13 protein-coding genes are annotated in these 15,989 nt (G+C 66.9%); 10 read left to right on the top strand and 3 right to left on the bottom strand.

What is annotated here, in order from left to right; genetic code table 11:
• Positions 1-34 precede the first annotated feature (34 nt).
• From F7R26_RS09540 to F7R26_RS09565, 6 genes are all read left to right on the top strand, one after another.
• Entirely contained in the window at positions 35-937 is a 903-nt protein-coding gene (locus F7R26_RS09540) for an ABC transporter permease (RefSeq protein WP_150990273.1), read from the top strand.
• A gap of 14 nt (positions 938-951) precedes the next feature.
• Positions 952-1,995: an ABC transporter ATP-binding protein gene (locus F7R26_RS09545; RefSeq protein ID WP_150990271.1), complete on the top strand. Its 1,044-nt coding sequence runs from the start codon at positions 952-954 to the stop codon at positions 1,993-1,995.
• The gene (locus tag F7R26_RS09550) at positions 1,992-2,984 is read left to right on the top strand and encodes an ABC transporter ATP-binding protein (RefSeq protein ID WP_150990269.1); all 993 of its coding nucleotides are present in this window, start codon (positions 1,992-1,994) and stop codon (positions 2,982-2,984) included. The genes F7R26_RS09545 and F7R26_RS09550 overlap by 4 nt, the downstream gene beginning before the upstream one ends.
• Positions 2,985-3,024: 40 nt before the next feature.
• Positions 3,025-4,488 carry an N-acyl-D-amino-acid deacylase family protein gene (locus F7R26_RS09555; RefSeq protein ID WP_150990267.1) on the top strand — a complete coding sequence of 488 codons (1,464 nt, stop codon included), beginning with the start codon at positions 3,025-3,027 and terminating at the stop codon, positions 4,486-4,488.
• Between the two features lie 171 nt (positions 4,489-4,659).
• Positions 4,660-4,953 (top strand): putative quinol monooxygenase, encoded by a 294-nt coding sequence (locus F7R26_RS09560; RefSeq protein ID WP_150990265.1) that lies wholly within the window; start codon positions 4,660-4,662, stop codon positions 4,951-4,953.
• 170 nt (positions 4,954-5,123) lie between these two features.
• Positions 5,124-6,134, top strand: coding sequence for a cysteine synthase A (locus F7R26_RS09565; RefSeq protein WP_150990263.1), 1,011 nt, complete (start codon positions 5,124-5,126; stop codon positions 6,132-6,134).
• 5 nt (positions 6,135-6,139) lie between these two features.
• Here the strand turns inward: F7R26_RS09565 and prpR are convergent, their stop codons facing one another.
• Positions 6,140-8,182 carry a propionate catabolism operon regulatory protein PrpR gene (gene prpR / locus F7R26_RS09570; RefSeq protein ID WP_193692148.1) on the bottom strand — a complete coding sequence of 681 codons (2,043 nt, stop codon included), beginning with the start codon at positions 8,180-8,182 and terminating at the stop codon, positions 6,140-6,142.
• 287 nt (positions 8,183-8,469) lie between these two features.
• Here prpR and prpB point away from each other — a divergent pair, with 287 nt between their 5' ends.
• The 4 genes from prpB to prpF all read left to right on the top strand — a co-directional run bounded on the left by prpB (position 8,470) and on the right by prpF (position 14,571).
• Positions 8,470-9,378 carry a methylisocitrate lyase gene (gene prpB / locus F7R26_RS09575; RefSeq protein ID WP_150990261.1) on the top strand — a complete coding sequence of 303 codons (909 nt, stop codon included), beginning with the start codon at positions 8,470-8,472 and terminating at the stop codon, positions 9,376-9,378.
• Between the two features lie 58 nt (positions 9,379-9,436).
• Complete coding sequence (prpC, locus tag F7R26_RS09580) at positions 9,437-10,594, top strand: bifunctional 2-methylcitrate synthase/citrate synthase (protein WP_193692149.1); 1,158 nt, start codon at positions 9,437-9,439, stop codon at positions 10,592-10,594.
• A gap of 110 nt (positions 10,595-10,704) precedes the next feature.
• On the top strand, positions 10,705-13,302 hold the full coding sequence (acnD, locus tag F7R26_RS09585) for a Fe/S-dependent 2-methylisocitrate dehydratase AcnD (RefSeq protein WP_150983363.1): 2,598 nt from the start codon (positions 10,705-10,707) through the stop codon (positions 13,300-13,302).
• Positions 13,303-13,380: 78 nt separating this feature from the next.
• A complete protein-coding gene (gene prpF, locus F7R26_RS09590; RefSeq protein ID WP_150983364.1) occupies positions 13,381-14,571 on the top strand; it encodes a 2-methylaconitate cis-trans isomerase PrpF in 1,191 nt (396 codons plus the stop codon).
• A gap of 380 nt (positions 14,572-14,951) precedes the next feature.
• On the opposite strand, the gene F7R26_RS09595 is transcribed toward prpF, so the two are convergent.
• Both F7R26_RS09595 and F7R26_RS09600 read right to left on the bottom strand, forming a co-directional pair.
• The gene (locus tag F7R26_RS09595) at positions 14,952-15,455 is read right to left on the bottom strand and encodes a PaaI family thioesterase (RefSeq protein ID WP_150983365.1); all 504 of its coding nucleotides are present in this window, start codon (positions 15,453-15,455) and stop codon (positions 14,952-14,954) included.
• Positions 15,456-15,492: 37 nt separating this feature from the next.
• The gene (locus F7R26_RS09600) at positions 15,493-15,930 is read right to left on the bottom strand and encodes a PaaI family thioesterase (RefSeq protein WP_170301724.1); all 438 of its coding nucleotides are present in this window, start codon (positions 15,928-15,930) and stop codon (positions 15,493-15,495) included.
• Between the last annotated feature and the right edge of the window lie 59 nt (positions 15,931-15,989).

A 15,989-nucleotide genomic window follows, 5' to 3' on the forward strand; every position in this document is an offset into this window, starting at 1 on the left:
TACCAACCCCATCCTTGCCGCGAGAGCTGCCACCATGTCCACCTCCATGCCCGTGACCGATGGCGCCGCCCCCAGCGCGGCGGCGCCGCAGGAAGCCCCCTTCGTGCTGCCGCGCTGGCACTGGGCGCGCAAGCACCCCACGCTGATCGTCGGCGCGCTGTTGCTGGCCGCGATTGCCGCGCTTTCCATCGGCGCGCCCTGGATCGCCACCTTCGATCCCCAGGATATCGATCCGCTGGCGCGCATGCAGCCGCCCTCGGCCGAGCACTGGTTCGGCACCGATGCGCTGGGCCGCGATGTGTTCAGCCGCGCGGTCTGGGGCGGTCGCGTCTCGATGGTCGTCGGGCTTTCGGTCGGCCTGCTGGCAACCGGTTTCGGCGTGCTGCTCGGCCTCGCCGCGGGCTTCGTGCGCTGGACCGATTCCTTCGTGATGCGCGTGATGGACGGCTTGATGGCCATCCCCGGCATCTTGCTGGCGATCGCGCTGATGGCCGTCACGCAGGCCAGCCTCACGGCCGTGATCGTTGCCATCACCATCCCCGAGGTCCCGCGCGTGGTGAGGCTGGTGCGCTCGCTGGCGCTCACGCTGCGCGAGCAGCTCTACGTCGAGGCCGCGCATGCGGTGGGCACCCGCCTGCCGGTGATCCTGGCGCGCCATGTGGTGCCCAATATGGTGGCGCCGCTGATCGTGCAGGCGACCTTCGTGGCCGCCGCCGCCGTGCTGACGGAAGCGGCCCTGTCCTTTCTCGGCGTCGGCGTGCCCGGGCAGACACCGAGCTGGGGCAACATGATGGCCGAGGGCCGCAACTTCGTGGCGGTGGCGTTCCATATCATCCTTTACCCCGGCATCCTGCTGGCCGCGACCGTGCTGGCGATCAACCTGCTGGGTGACGGCTTGCGAGACGCGCTCGATCCGCGCCTGGCGCGGCAACTCTGATGAGGGGTTCACCAATGCCGACAACAATGTCCCGCGTCGCCCTGGCCACCGGGGAGCCGCTACTCGAGGTGGACGACCTGCACACCCATTTCGACACGCTCACCGGCCCGGCCCGCTCGGTCAACGGCGTGTCGTACACCGTGCGCGCCGGCCAGACGCTTGGCGTGGTCGGCGAGTCCGGCTGCGGCAAGAGCGTGACCGCGCTATCGATCATGCGGCTGCTGCCCACGCCGCCGGCACGCATCCGCGGCGCCGTGCGGCTGCGCGGCACCGACCTGCTGCAACTCAGCGAACGCGAGATGCGCCGCATCCGCGGCAACCGTGTCTCGATGATCTTCCAGGAACCGATGACCTCGCTGAACCCGGTGCTCACGATCGGCCGGCAGATTGCCGAGACGGTGCAGCTGCACCAAGGCGCAAGCCGTGCCGATGCGCTGAAGCGCGCGGTGGAAATGCTGCGGCTGGTGCAGATCCCCGAGCCCGAGCGCCGCGTCAACGAATACCCGCACCAGCTCTCCGGCGGCATGCGCCAGCGCGTGATGATCGCGCTGGCGCTGGCCTGCAACCCGGAGGTGCTGATTGCCGACGAGCCCACCACCGCGCTCGACGTCACCATCCAGGCCCAGATCCTGGACCTGATCCGCCGCTTGCAGAAAGAACTAGGCATGGGGGTCGTGATGATCACGCACGACCTCGGCGTGGTGGCGGAGAGCTGCGACCGCGTGATCGTGATGTACGCCGGGCGCAAGGTCGAGGAAGCCAGCGTCATCGACCTGTTCGACCGCCCGCTGCACCCCTACACCCGCGCGCTGATGGCCTCGATGCCCTCGATGAACACCAGCAGCCAGCGCCTGGCCGAAATCCCCGGGCTGGTGCCATCGCCGCAGGAAGCGCGCCGCGGCTGCGCGTTCGCGGCGCGCTGCCCGCATGCCGACACGCGTTGCGCGCGCGAGATCCCCCAACTCACGCGCCACGGCACAGACCATGCGGTGGCCTGCTTCGCGATCGAGGAAGGCCGCATCGAATGCAACCAGCCAGCCCAGGAAGCCATTGCATGAGCACCCCCACTGCCCAGCCTTTACCCCTGCTCAAGGTCGACCGGCTCAAGAAGCACTACATCGCGCCGCAGCGCTGGCTGGCACCGCGCAAGCCGCCCATCCAGGCGGTGGACGGCGTGTCCTTCACCGTCGAGCGCGGCGAGACGCTCTCGCTGGTTGGCGAATCCGGCTGCGGCAAGACCACCACCGCCAAGTCGGTGCTGCGCCTGGTCGAGCCCACCTCCGGCTCGGTGCAGCTCGATGGTGAGGAGCTGCTGGGCCTGTCGGCAAACGCCATGCGCCTGCGCCGGCGGGATCTGCAGATCATCTTCCAGGACCCCTACGCTTCGCTAAGCCCGCGCCTGAGGGCCGGCGAGATCGTCAGCGAGCCGCTGCGCAATTTCGGCATGCATTCGCGTGCCGAGCGCAGCGAACGCGTGCAGTGGCTGTTCAGCAAGGTCGGGCTGCGCCCGGAGGCGGCCAGGAAATTCCCGCACGAATTCTCGGGCGGCCAGCGGCAGCGGCTGGGCATCGCGCGCGCGCTCGCGCTCAACCCCAAGCTGATCGTCTGCGACGAACCGGTGTCGGCGCTCGACGTCTCGGTGCAGGCCCAGGTGGTCAACCTGCTGATGGACCTGCAGGCCGAACTCGGCATCGCCTACCTGTTCGTCGCGCACGATCTTGCCGTGGTGCGCCATATCAGCCACCGGGTCGCTGTGATGTACCTCGGCCAGATCGTGGAGCTGGCCGACCGCGACACCTTGTTCAGCGCGCCGCGCCACCCGTACACGGAGATCCTGCTGTCCGCAGTGCCAGTGCCCAATCCGCGCACGCCGGCCCGGCGCCTGCTGCTGCAAGGCGACCCGCCGAGCCCGGCCAACCCGCCGTCGGGCTGCCGCTTTCACACGCGCTGCCCGCTGGCGCAAGCCGTATGCAAGGAACAGGCGCCCGCGCTCACCGAACGGCCCTCCGCCGGCGGTGAGCATCAGGTGGCCTGCCACTTGCGCTGACCCGCTGACCGACCCGCTGCAAACCAACAAAAGGAACCCGATGTCCGACCCTGATTCCACGCACTACGACCTGCTGATCGCTGGCGGCACCGTGATCGACGGCAGCAAGGCACCCCGTTTTGCCGCCGATATCGGCGTGCGCGGCGGCCGCATCGCGGCGATCGGCAACCTGACCGGGCACACCGCCGACCGGACGCTGGACGCGGCGGGCCAGATCGTCGCCCCCGGCTTCATCGATGCGCACACACATGACGACCAGGCCGTGCTGTCACAGGCCACCATGCCCTTCAAGATCTCGCAGGGCGTCACCACCGTGATCGCCGGCAACTGCGGCATCAGCGCCGCCCCGTTGCGCCCCGACATGGACCTGCCCATGCCGCTAAGCCTGATCGACTCGCCGGCCGAGGGCCGCTTCACCACCTTCGCGGCTTACCTTGATGCGCTGCGCGCCACGCCAAGCTCGGTCAACGTGGCGGCGATGGTCGGGCATTCGACCTTGCGCGCGGTCACCATGCCCGCGCTCGACCGGCCCGCCAACGCCGAAGAGATTGCCGCCATGCGGGCACTGGTCGAGGAAGCCATGCAGGCCGGCGCCATCGGCCTGTCGACCGGCACCTTCTACCCGCCCGCCGCCAAGGCGACGACCGAGGAGATCATCGAGGTCTGCCGGCCGCTCAGCGCGCGCAAGGCGCTGTACGTGACGCATATGCGCGACGAGTCTGACCATGTCATGCAGTCGCTGGAAGAAACCTTCCGCATCGGCCGCGAGCTCGACGTGCCGGTGGTGGTGTCGCACCACAAGGTGCAGAACACGGCGAACTTCGGCAGGAGCCAGGTCACGCTGCCCTTCATCCGTGAAACCATGAAGCACCAGTGCGTCTCGCTCGACTGCTACCCGTACACGGCCGGCTCGACCATGATCCGCACCGACCGCGGCATGCTCGAAGGCCGGGTGCTGATCTCCGCCAGCCAGCCGCACCCCGAATGCGCGGGCCGCGATCTCGACGACATCGCCAGGGAATGGGGCGTGGCCAAGGACGAGGCGGCGCGCCGCCTGCAGCCCGGCAGCGCGGTCTACTTCCTGATGGACGAGAACGACGTCCAGCGCATCCTCGCCTTCGACGACACCATGATCGGCTCCGACGGCATTCCCGTTGGCGAAAGCCCGCATCCGCGCCTGTGGGGCACCTTTCCGCGCGTACTCGGCCACTATTGCCGCGAGATCGGGCTGTTCCCGCTCGAAACGGCGGTCTGGAAGATGACCGGGCTGACGGCGCGCAACTTCGGCCTGCATCAGCGCGGCACGCTGGCGGTGGGCCACCATGCCGATATCGTCGTCTTCGATGCCGAGAACGTGCGCGATGCCGCCAGCTACGAAACCCCTACCCGCCCGGCCGAAGGGATCGACACCGTGATCGTCAACGGCGCCATTACCTGGCAGCACGGCACGCATAGCGGGGCACGCAACGGGCAGGTCATCACACGGCAGGCACGGCTGGACTAGCCGGCGCGATGGCATGCCAGCCGGCCCCTGCCGGGGCCGCTGGCCGCACCACTATCGCCCAGGCGGAGACTTGTCAACCCGTCTAAATTATCCGGCCAACGCCCTCGGACATTCAGCCCAGGGCCCCGCCGCACGGCTACAATGGCGCGCCACACGCTTGCCGTTCACACCATGTCCACAACGTACACGCTTGTCGGAATTGCGCGAGCCAAGGCTCACCGCCGTGAAGTCCTGGTTGCCAAGCTGACCGCGCTGCGCCTGCGCGGCGCCATGGAACCCGGCTGCCTGCGCTACCACGTGGGAGAAGATGCCGAGGATGCCGAGGTGTTTGTGCTCTATATGGAGTGGAATTCCAGGCATGCGCTGGAATCGCACCTCAACAGCGAATACGTGCGTGACTTTCACGCCACCCGACAGGAGTTTCTTGAGGGCGACATCAATTTCCGGTGGCTGAACGCCGCCTGACGGCCACCCTGGCGCCGCTATCCCAAAGTCGCGCAAAATCCGCTTTTCCAGCCGAAGCCGAACCCGTCCGCCATGCCGGTTTTCCGGCACGCCTTGTCATTCCCCCGACGCAGATCTATCACGTTGAGTGACGCTCCAACACATCCGGAGCGCAACACCCGGAGTGCATCATGGACGTCAAGGATGGGTTCGTCGGCACCATCGGCCATACACCGCTGATCCGGCTGGCAGGCCTGAGCGAGGAGACCGGCTGCGAAATCCTCGGCAAGGCTGAGTTCCTGAATCCGGGCGGCTCGGTCAAGGACCGGGCGGCGCTCTACATCCTCCGCGACGCCGAGCGGCGCGGCGCGCTCAAGCCCGGCGGGACCGTGGTGGAAGGCACCGCCGGCAATACCGGCATCGGCCTGGCGCATCTCTGCGCCGCGCGCGGCTACCGCTGCATCGTGGTGATCCCCGACACCCAGTCCCCGGAAAAGATGGACCGCCTGCGCCTGCTCGGCGCCGAGGTGCGCCCGGTGCCCGCGGCGCCCTACGCGGACCCCAACAACTACCAGAAGGTGGCCGGGCGCCTGGCCCAGGAGACGGAAAACGCCATCTGGGCAAACCAGTTCGACAACCTGGCCAACCGCCAGGCGCACTACGAAACCACCGGCCCGGAAATCTGGCACGACACCGCCGGCAAGGTCGATGCCTTTGTGTGTGCCACCGGCACTGGTGGGACGCTGGCCGGCGTCGCGCGTTTCCTGAAGGAGAAGGAGCGCAACCCGCCCGTGCGCATCGTGCTGGCCGATCCGCACGGCAGCGGGTTATATCACTTCGTCAAGCACCGCGAGGTCAAGGCCAAGGGCAACTCCATCACCGAGGGGATCGGCTCCAGCCGCGTCACCGCCAACCTGGCGGACACCCCGATCGACGATGCGGTCCGGATCGACGACCAGACCTGCGTCGACATGGCTTACCGGCTGCTGCGCGAGGAAGGCTTATGGGTGGGCGGCTCGTCCGGCATCAATGTGGCGGCGGCGGCCTGGCTGGCCCGCGAGATGGGGCCGGGCCACACCATCGTCACCCTGCTGTGCGACCGCGGCGACCTGTACGCAGGGCGCCTGTTCAATGCCGACTGGCTGGCGGCCAAGGGGCTGACGCCTCAGCCCGTCGTGGCACGGCACTCAGCGCAGCCGTGACATGGCTACGGCGCCTCTTTCAGGCGCCGCCACAGGGTCGTGGCGCTGATGCCCAACTGATGACAGGCGGCGGCACGGTTGCCCCCGCATTGCGCCAGCACGCGCCGGATATGCTCGGCCTGACTGACGCGTGCCACGCCTGCGAGCGAGCCGGCCTCAGTCGAATCGTGCCCCCCTCTACCTCCCGTACCTCCCGCGTCTGTCTTATCCGCCGCGCTGCGCAAGCCGCCAGCCGGCGGCGCAGGCTCGCCTTGCGGCTCCGTGCCAAACAGCTCCGGCGCCGCCGCCTGCAATTCATCCAGCAAATCCCGGGGTGCCAGCTTGCGCCCCGCTACCAGCACGGCGATGCGTTCGGTCACGTTTTCCAGCTCGCGGATATTGCCCGGCCAGGCATAGCCCGCCAGCCTCGCCCGCACCGCTTGCGGCAGCGGCTGCGGCGCCTGCTGCCCCAGGCGCTCCTGGGCACGGCGGTACAGCAGTTCCGCCAGCTCGGGCAGGTCGCCGGTGCGCTCGCGCAGCGGCGGCATCTCGATGCGCAGGATATTGAGGCGGTAGTAGAGATCCTGGCGGAAGCTGCCCTGGCGGACCAGTTCGCCCAGGTTGCGGTGCGTGGCGGCGATCACCCGCACATTGACCGGCACGGCATCCAGGCCGCCGATCGGCAGCACCTGTTTTTCCTGCAGCACGCGCAGCAAGCGGGTCTGCAGCGCGGGCGGCATATCGCCCACCTCGTCCAGGAACAGCGTGCCATTGTGGGCGGACTCGAACAAGCCCGCCTTGCCACCGCGGCGTGCGCCGGTAAAGGCGCCCTCTTCGTAGCCGAACAGCTCGCTTTCCAGCAGCGTCTCGGGGAACGCCGCGCAATTGACCGCCACGAACGGGAATACGCGGCGCGGGCTGGCGTCGTGCATGCCCTGGGCCAGCACCTCCTTGCCGGTGCCGCTTTCGCCGCCCACCAGCACGGTGGAATCCACCGCCGCATAGCGCCGCGCCAGTTCGCGCAGGTGATGCATGGCCGGAGATGCGCCGGCGAGGTCGTCCAGGCTGTAGCGCACGCCAGCCGGGCGCGCGCGGCTGCGCGAGCGCAGGTTGCGGTCGACCCGGTGGATGGCATTGGCATCCTGCAGCGTCAGCACCGCGCCGGTGGCGCCGCTCTCGGTGACGATGGGGATGCGGTTGACCACCACCATCTTGTCGCCAAGCTTGTGGATGGCTTCGAGCTCCTTGCTGCCGCTCTGCATCACGCCGTCGAGCGAGAGCGCGGGGGCCAGCGCTTGCAGCTTGCGGCCCAGCGCGGCGGCTGGCGCCGTGCCGAGAAAACGCTCCATGGCCGGGTTGTAAGTCTGGATTCGCCCGTCCGCGTCGACCGCGGCCACGCCTTCGTTCAGGTGAGCCAGGATGGTGTTGACGTAGTCGCGCCGGCCGGACTCGATGCGGCGCAGGCGAGCCGCTTCGATCACATCCTCCAGCGCACCCCGCACCGAATTGCCTGAGTACAGGAACACGCCGATCAGGCCGATCTTGTCCGCCAGGTCGGTCACCATGCCCGGTCCCACCACCACTTTCACGCCCTCTTGCTTGAGGGCCTTCACGCGGGCGGCGGCATCGTCCTCGGTCAGGTACGTGTAGGCCGGGATGGACAGCGAAAAAGACCGCACGAATTCGTCCACCTCCGGATAGGTGGCAGCGTGTGTCACCAGCGCCACCTTCGGCGAGATGCGCCGCGCCGTCGCCAGCGCGCTCATGACGTCGAAGCCGGTCACCTTGACCAGCACCACCGGTACATCGACATGCTGGCGCAGGTAGGCGCCATTGGAGCCGCCCGCCACCACGGCATCGAGCCTGCCCTCGCGCGCTTCGCGGGCAATGGCGCTGGCCGCCGCCGCGTAGCCTTTGCCCACGATGCGGAACTCGGCTTGCGCGGCGTAGGCCGGGATCAGGTCGGCAAAGGCCCGTGACAGGCGGCTGATGCCGATTGCCCAGATCCGCGGGCGGGCCGGCGTGGCGGCGCCGGAGGGGGGAATGGACGGGAGGATGCCGGATTGCATGGAGACGGAAAACGCTGCAGAGATGCCGGATGGCGCTAATCTTGAGATTGTGCGCCCCCACGGATTGCATTTCAATATTGAAACGCGATTCTTTCAATTTTGAAATTCATCACACCTCAGGGATGCAACGCAGGGGCGGGCCGCGAAGCTTCGGGAATCTCCGCCAGCCCAGGCCTGACAAGGGCACTGCCCTACGCCCGCGCTCCTGGGTGAGGCCCGATGCGCGGCCAAATGCAAGCTGGCACACCCCTTGCGCTTGTCAGCGGTCCACTCCTAAAGCGATGATCATGACCTTCTCCACTTCCGACCTCGCCCGCTCCGCCGGCGCCCGTTTCCGCCAGGCCCTGGCCGATGAGCATCCCCTGCAGGTCGTCGGCACGATCAATGCCAACCATGCCTTGCTGGCCAAGCGCGCGGGCTACCGCGCCATCTACCTGTCTGGCGGCGGCGTGGCCGCGGGCTCACTCGGCCTGCCGGACCTGGGCATCTCCAACCTGGACGACGTGCTGACCGATGTGCGCCGCATCACCGACGTGTGCGACCTGCCGCTGCTGGTCGACGTGGACACCGGCTTTGGCGCTTCCGCCTTCAACGTGGCACGCACCACCAAGTCGCTGATCAAGTTCGGCGCCGGCGCGATGCATATCGAAGACCAGGTCGGCGCCAAGCGCTGCGGCCACCGCCCCGGCAAGGAAATCGTCTCGCAGGGCGAAATGGTCGACCGCATCAAGGCGGCCGTCGATGCCCGTACCGATGAGAACTTCGTCATCATGGCCCGCACCGACGCACTGGCCGTGGAAGGCCTGGACAAGGCCATCGAGCGGGCAGTGGCCTGCGTGGAAGCCGGCGCCGACGCCATCTTCCCGGAAGCCATGACCGACCTGGCCATGTACCGCAAGTTCGTTGACGCCGTGAAGGTGCCGGTGCTGGCGAACATCACCGAATTTGGCGCTACGCCGCTGTTCACCACCGAGGAACTGGGTGGTGCCGGCGTGTCGATGGTCCTCTACCCGCTGTCGGCCTTCCGCGCCATGAACAAGGCCGCCGAAAACGTGTACGCTGCAATCCGCCGCGACGGCACGCAGCAAAACGTGGTCGATACCATGCAGACGCGCGCCGAGCTGTACGAAAGCATCGGCTATCACGCCTATGAGCAGAAACTGGACGCCCTGTTTGCCCAGGGCAAGGCCAAGTAAGCACATCAGCAGCATCCGAACAGCACACGAGCACAGCAACCCCAAGGAGACTTCCCCCATGTCCGAAGCGCAACCGCTAGCCGCCCCGAAGCCGAAGAAATCCGTCGCCCTGTCGGGCGTGACCGCCGGCAATACCGCGCTGTGCACGGTCGGCCGTACCGGCAACGACCTGCACTACCGCGGCTACGACATCCTCGACATCGCCGAGACCTGCGAATTCGAGGAAGTCGCCCACCTGCTGGTGCACGGCAAGCTCCCCACCCGCGCCGAACTGGCTGCCTACAAGGCCAAGCTCAAGGCCCTGCGCGGCCTGCCCGCCAACGTCAAGGCCGCCCTCGAATGGGTGCCCGCCAGCGCCCACCCGATGGACGTGATGCGCACCGGCGTGTCCGTGCTTGGCACCGTGCTGCCGGAAAAGGACGACCACAACACCCCCGGCGCGCGCGACATCGCCGACCGCCTGATGGCCAGCCTGGGCTCCATGCTGCTGTACTGGTACCACTACAGCCATAACGGCCGGCGCATCGAAGTCGAAACCGACGACGACACCATCGGCGCGCACTTCCTGCACCTGCTGCACGGCCAGAAGCCGTCCGCGCTGTGGGAGCGCGCCATGCAGACCTCGCTCAACCTGTACGCCGAGCACGAGTTCAACGCCTCCACCTTCGCCGGCCGAGTGATCGCCGGCACGGGCTCGGACATGTACTCGTCGATCTGCGGCGCCATCGGCGCGCTGCGCGGCCCCAAGCACGGCGGCGCCAATGAAGTGGCGTTCGAGATCCAGAAGCGCTACGACAGCCCGGACGAGGCGCATATCGACATCTCGCGCCGCGTGGAGAACAAGGAAGTGGTGATCGGCTTCGGCCACCCGGTGTACACCACCGGCGACCCGCGCAACCAGGTGATCAAGGAAGTGGCGCGGCGCCTGTCCAAGGATGCCGGCTCGATGAAGATGTTCGACATCGCCGAGCGCCTGGAAACCACCATGTGGGACGCCAAGAAGATGTTCCCCAACCTGGACTGGTTCAGCGCGGTGAGCTATCACATGATGGGCGTGCCCACCGCCATGTTCACCCCGCTGTTCGTGATCGCCCGCACCTCGGGCTGGGCTGCGCATATCATCGAGCAACGCATCGACAACAAGATCATCCGCCCCAGCGCCAACTACACCGGGCCGGAAAACCTGAAGTTCGTGCCGATCAAGGATCGCAAGTAATCTAGCCGGCTGCCGGTTTGCTCCCCTGTACCGCCCGTGGGAGAAGGGGGTAGTTGGCCGCAAAGCTGGGCCACTACCCCCTGATCATTACTCTCTTTCGTCCCTAAAAAATGAACACTGCAAACCGCAAACCGCTGCCCGGCACCCAGCTGGACTTCTTCGACACGCGTGCCGCGGTCGACGCCATCCAGCCGGGCGCGTATGACAAGCTGCCGTACACGTCGCGCGTGCTGGCCGAGAACCTCGTGCGCCGCTGCGACCCGGCTACGCTGACCGATTCCCTCAAGCAGATCATCGAACGCAAGCAGGAACTGGATTTCCCATGGTTCCCGGCGCGCGTGGTCTGCCATGACATCCTGGGCCAGACCGCGCTGGTCGATCTCGCCGGGCTGCGCGATGCGATTGCTGCCCAGGGCGGCGACCCGGTCATGGTCAACCCGGTCGTGCCGACACAGCTGGTGGTGGACCACTCGCTGGCCGTCGAGTGCGGCGGTTTCGATCCCGATGCGTTCGCGAAGAACCGCGCCATCGAAGACCGCCGCAACGAAGACCGCTTCGACTTCATCAACTGGACCAAGAAGGCCTTCAAGAACGTCGACGTGATTCCGCCGGGCAACGGCATCCTGCACCAGATCAACCTCGAGCGCATGAGCCCGGTGGTGCAGGTGAAAGACGGCGTGGCCTTCCCCGATACGCTGGTCGGCACCGACTCCCACACCCCCATGGTGGACGCGCTGGGCGTGATCGCCATCGGCGTGGGCGGCCTGGAAGCCGAAAGCGTGATGCTGGGCCGCGCCTCCTGGATGCGCCTTCCGGACATCATCGGCGTGGAGCTGACCGGCAAGCCGCAGCCGGGCATCACCGCGACGGACACCGTGCTGGCCCTGACCGAATTCCTGCGCAAGGAAAAGGTCGTGTCGTCCTACCTCGAATTCTTCGGCGAAGGCACCACCCACCTGACGCTGGGCGACCGCGCCACCATCTCCAACATGGCGCCGGAGTTTGGCTCCACTGCCGCGATGTTCTACATCGACGAGCAGACCATCAAATACCTCAAGCTCACCGGCCGCGACGATGCGCTGGTCAAGCTGGTGGAAACGTATGCCAAGGAAACCGGCCTCTGGGCGGACAGCCTGAAACATGCCGAGTACCCGCGCGTGCTCAGGTTCGACCTGTCCACCGTGGTGCGCAACATCGCCGGCCCGTCCAACCCGCACAAGCGCGTGCCCACCTCCGAGCTAGCCGCGCGCGGCATCAGCGGCAAGGTCGAGAACGAGCCCGGCCTGATGCCGGACGGCGCCGTGATCATCGCCGCCATCACCAGCTGCACCAACACCAACAACCCGCGCAACATGGTGGCCGCCGGGCTGCTGGCGCGCAACGCCAACAAGCTCGGCCTCACCCGCAAGCCGTGGGTGAAGAGCTCGCTGGCGCCGGGGTCCAAGGCGGTGACGCTCTACCTGGAAGAAGCCAACCTGCTGCCGGAACTGGAGCAGTTGGGCTTTGGCGTGGTGGCTTATGCCTGCACCTCCTGCAACGGCATGTCCGGTGCATTGGATCCGGTGATCCAGAAGGAAGTCGTGGACCGCGACCTGTACGCCACCGCCGTGCTGTCCGGCAACCGCAACTTCGACGGCCGCATCCATCCGTATGCCAAGCAGGCTTTCCTGGCCTCGCCGCCGCTGGTGGTGGCCTACGCCATCGCTGGCACCATCCGCTTCGATATCGAAAAGGATGTGCTGGGCACCGACGCCGACGGCAAGCCGGTGACGCTGAAGGACATCTGGCCATCCGACGAAGAGATCGACGCGGTGGTTGCCGCCAGCGTGAAGCCAGCGCAGTTCCGCAAGGTCTACGAACCAATGTTCGCCGTGACCGCCGACACTGGCGAAAAGGCCAACCCGCTCTACGACTGGCGCGAGATGAGCACCTACATCCGCCGCCCGCCCTACTGGGAAGGCGCATTGGCTGGCGAACGCGGGCTCACCGGCATGCGGCCCCTGGCCGTGCTGGGCGACAACATCACCACCGACCACCTGTCGCCATCCAACGCCATCATGCTCGATAGCGCGGCCGGCGAGTACCTGGCCAAGATGGGCCTGCCGGAGGAAGACTTCAACTCCTACGCGACCCACCGCGGCGACCACCTGACGGCGCAGCGCGCCACCTTTGCCAACCCCACCCTGAAGAACGAAATGGTGGTGGTGGACGGCAAGGTCAAGCCGGGCTCGCTTGCCCGCATCGAGCCAGAGGGCAAGGTTACCCGCATGTGGGAAGCCATCGAGACCTATATGGCCCGCAAGCAGCCGCTGATCGTTGTGGCCGGCGCCGACTATGGCCAGGGCTCCTCGCGCGACTGGGCCGCCAAGGGCGTGCGCCTGGCCGGCGTGGAAGCGATCGTGGCCGAAGGCTTCGAGCGCATCCACCGCACCAACCTGGTCGGCATGGGCGTGCTGCCGCTGGAGTTCAAGCCTGGTGTCAACCGCACCACGCTGGGCATCGACGGCACCGAGACCTACGACGTGATCGGCGAACGCACGCCGCGCTGCGACCTCACCCTGGTGATACATCGCAAGAACGGCGAGCGCGTGGAAGTGCCGGTGACCTGCCGCCTCGATACCGCGGAAGAAGTGTCGATCTACGAAGCCGGCGGCGTGCTGCAGCGCTTCGCGCAGGACTTCCTCGAATCGTCGAAGGCCGCTGCGTAAGCGCGCAGGCGTATCGACCCGCAACGTGTTCGGGCGGTATGGCGACGTACCGCCCGCTTTCATCAGGACGAATTTTCCATGGCCCACGTACCCCAGATCAAGATCCCCGCCACCTACATCCGTGGCGGGACCAGCAAAGGCGTGTTCTTCCGCCTGCAGGATCTGCCCGAAGCCGCGCAGGTGCCGGGCGCCGCCCGCGACGCGCTGCTGATGCGCGTCATCGGCAGCCCCGATCCCTATGGCAAGCAGATCGACGGCATGGGTGCCGCTACCTCCAGCACCAGCAAGACTGTCATCCTCTCAAAAAGCAGCAAGCCCGATCACGACGTCGACTACCTGTTCGGCCAGGTCTCGATCGACCAGCCGTTTGTCGACTGGAGCGGCAATTGCGGCAACCTCTCCGCTGCCGTCGGCCCCTTCGCCATCAGTGCCGGCCTGGTCGACCCCAGCCGCATCCCGCACAACGGCGTGGCCATCGTGCGCATCTGGCAGGCCAATATCGGCAAGACCATCATCGGGCACGTACCCATCACCAATGGCGCCGTGCAGGAAACCGGTGACTTCGAGCTGGACGGCGTGACCTTCCCCGCCGCCGAAGTCCAGCTCGAGTTCATGGATCCGGCGGCCGAGGAAGACGGCGCCGGCGGCGCCATGTTCCCCACCGGCAACCTGGTCGACGATCTCGAGGTTCCCGGCGTCGGCACGCTGAAGGCCACCATGATCAATGCGGGCATTCCGACCATCTTCCTGGACGCGGAATCCATCGGCTACAAAGGCACCGAGCTGCAGGACGCCATCAATGGCGATGCCAAGGCGCTGGCAATGTTCGAGACCATTCGCGCCCACGGCGCGGTGCGCATGGGCCTGATCAAACATATCGATGAGGCCGCCACCCGTCAGCACACGCCGAAGGTGGCCTTTGTCGCCAAGCCGGCCGACTACGTGGCCTCCAGCGGCAAACGGGTTGCCGCCGGCGACGTCGACCTGCTCGTGCGCGCCTTGTCCATGGGCAAGCTGCATCACGCCATGATGGGCACGGCCGCGGTCGCCATCGGCACCGCGGCGGCCATCACCGGCACGCTGGTGAACCTGGCTGCCGGCGGCGGCGAGCGCAACGCAGTGCGCTTTGGCCATCCCTCGGGCACCTTGCGGGTGGGCGCGCAAGCCAGTCAGGTCGATGGCGAATGGACCGTGACCAAGGCCATCATGAGCCGCAGCGCCCGGGTGCTGATGGAAGGATGGGTGCGCGTGCCCGGCGACGCCTTCTGAGGCACGCTGACGTGGCGGCGCGGGTTTCACGCTGGATTGATTGCGCCTGACCAGGGGTGCCATGCCCTTGGCCGTGTAGTCCGCATGGCCAGCCACGGCGCCCGCCACCGGGACTATCCCGAAGCTGCCGCGATCTGCAACGATCGCCAGAGTGGACCCGCATCTCCCGCCCTGTCCGCGACGCTCGAATGGCAGTCCGCTCGCTACGCGATCGGACTGCCATTTTCCATTCAAGCCTTACCTCTCGCCCTGCAGGCTTGCCTGGCTTGCCGAAGCCTCGCGTGGCCCGAATTGCGGCACCCCATGGGATGGCACTGGTTGGGTCGTAGGGCGCAAATATCTGGCCGTTAATTGCGCTAATGAGCACCAGGCAAAGAATCTCAATCCTGTGGCACGGATGGCTTGGCGGTCTGCGGCTCGACAGGCACGAAGATGACCTCGCCCGAGGCCACCAGCCGAAGCTCGCCACCGGCCTGTTCCGCGAACACTTCCGCCCTGGCAAACACCTGCCGCTTGCCTGCCTTGGTCACGCTGGCCCGCGCCACGAACGCCTGCCCTACGGCCGGCGCCATGCAGTTCACCGAATAGTGGGAAGCCATCACCGGCCCCCCTACCGTGGTGGCCGCGAATCCACAGGCGGTATCGACCAGGGCGCCGATCACGCCCGCATGGAGAAATCCCGCGTATTGCGTGGCTTGCTCGTGCCAGGCCATGCGCAGCTCCGCTGCCCCGCCCTGCGCGCTGATCACCTCGAAGCCCAGCCACCGGTTGAAGGCGGCGGTCTGGTTGACGCGCTTGACCGTGTCCAGCGAATAGGCGCCGTTGGTGGTTGCGCTGGCGGTCGCATTGGTGGCCGCGTTGGTGCTGCTCGTATCTGCTGTCATTGCATTACCCTGCCTGATTGAGATCCACGGAAAAAACTCACTGCATGGCCCGGAACGTTGCGTTGGCCCTGGCGCAAGCCACGCCGTCGGCGGTGACGAAAGCCTGGGCAAAGCACAGCGTGCCGCCGACCTTGGTGAATGACGTTTCAAACATCAGCCACTGCCCGATCCTTGCGACATTGAGGAAGTCGATCGACAGGTTCACGGTGACCAGGCTACGCGGCTCGGTGAATTGCATGCCGCACGACAGCCCCATGGCGTTGTCCGCCAGGGCCGTGATCAGCCCGCCATGGGCAAATCCGCGTGCGTTGGTGTGGGCCTGGGCTAGCTTCACCGCCAGCACGATGGCCTGGTCCGAGCGCCTCGAGTACAGCGGCTCCCAGGGATCGGTCAGCGGACTATGGCGGAAATGTGGCACGAAGCCAGCCGGAAGGTCGGCAGGAAGGTCGGTGTGTTCGGCCGTGACGCTGGTCATTGTGGTGTCTCCTGGTCGTATCGTTGAGGCCGTGATGGCTCAACCACTATTTTTAATGT

This window comes from Cupriavidus basilensis (assembly GCF_008801925.2).
In the GTDB taxonomy this organism is placed as follows: Bacteria; Pseudomonadota; Gammaproteobacteria; order Burkholderiales; family Burkholderiaceae; genus Cupriavidus; species Cupriavidus basilensis.

Excerpts from the sequence above, each read along its gene's own strand:
- prpR (WP_193692148.1), bottom strand. The coding sequence starts at position 8,182 with ATGCAATCCGGCATCCTCCCGTCCATTCCCCCCTCCGGCGCCGCCACG.
- F7R26_RS09550 (WP_150990269.1), top strand. The coding sequence starts at position 1,992 with ATGAGCACCCCCACTGCCCAGCCTTTACCCCTGCTCAAGGTCGACCGG.
- acnD (WP_150983363.1), top strand. The coding sequence starts at position 10,705 with ATGAACACTGCAAACCGCAAACCGCTGCCCGGCACCCAGCTGGACTTC.
- F7R26_RS09600 (WP_170301724.1), bottom strand. The coding sequence starts at position 15,930 with ATGACCAGCGTCACGGCCGAACACACCGACCTTCCTGCCGACCTTCCG.
- F7R26_RS09560 (WP_150990265.1), top strand. The coding sequence starts at position 4,660 with ATGTCCACAACGTACACGCTTGTCGGAATTGCGCGAGCCAAGGCTCAC.
- prpB (WP_150990261.1), top strand. The coding sequence starts at position 8,470 with ATGACCTTCTCCACTTCCGACCTCGCCCGCTCCGCCGGCGCCCGTTTC.
- prpC (WP_193692149.1), top strand. The coding sequence starts at position 9,437 with ATGTCCGAAGCGCAACCGCTAGCCGCCCCGAAGCCGAAGAAATCCGTC.
- F7R26_RS09555 (WP_150990267.1), top strand. The coding sequence starts at position 3,025 with ATGTCCGACCCTGATTCCACGCACTACGACCTGCTGATCGCTGGCGGC.
- F7R26_RS09595 (WP_150983365.1), bottom strand. The coding sequence starts at position 15,455 with ATGACAGCAGATACGAGCAGCACCAACGCGGCCACCAATGCGACCGCC.
- F7R26_RS09565 (WP_150990263.1), top strand. The coding sequence starts at position 5,124 with ATGGACGTCAAGGATGGGTTCGTCGGCACCATCGGCCATACACCGCTG.
- F7R26_RS09540 (WP_150990273.1), top strand. The coding sequence starts at position 35 with ATGTCCACCTCCATGCCCGTGACCGATGGCGCCGCCCCCAGCGCGGCG.
- prpF (WP_150983364.1), top strand. The coding sequence starts at position 13,381 with ATGGCCCACGTACCCCAGATCAAGATCCCCGCCACCTACATCCGTGGC.
- F7R26_RS09545 (WP_150990271.1), top strand. The coding sequence starts at position 952 with ATGCCGACAACAATGTCCCGCGTCGCCCTGGCCACCGGGGAGCCGCTA.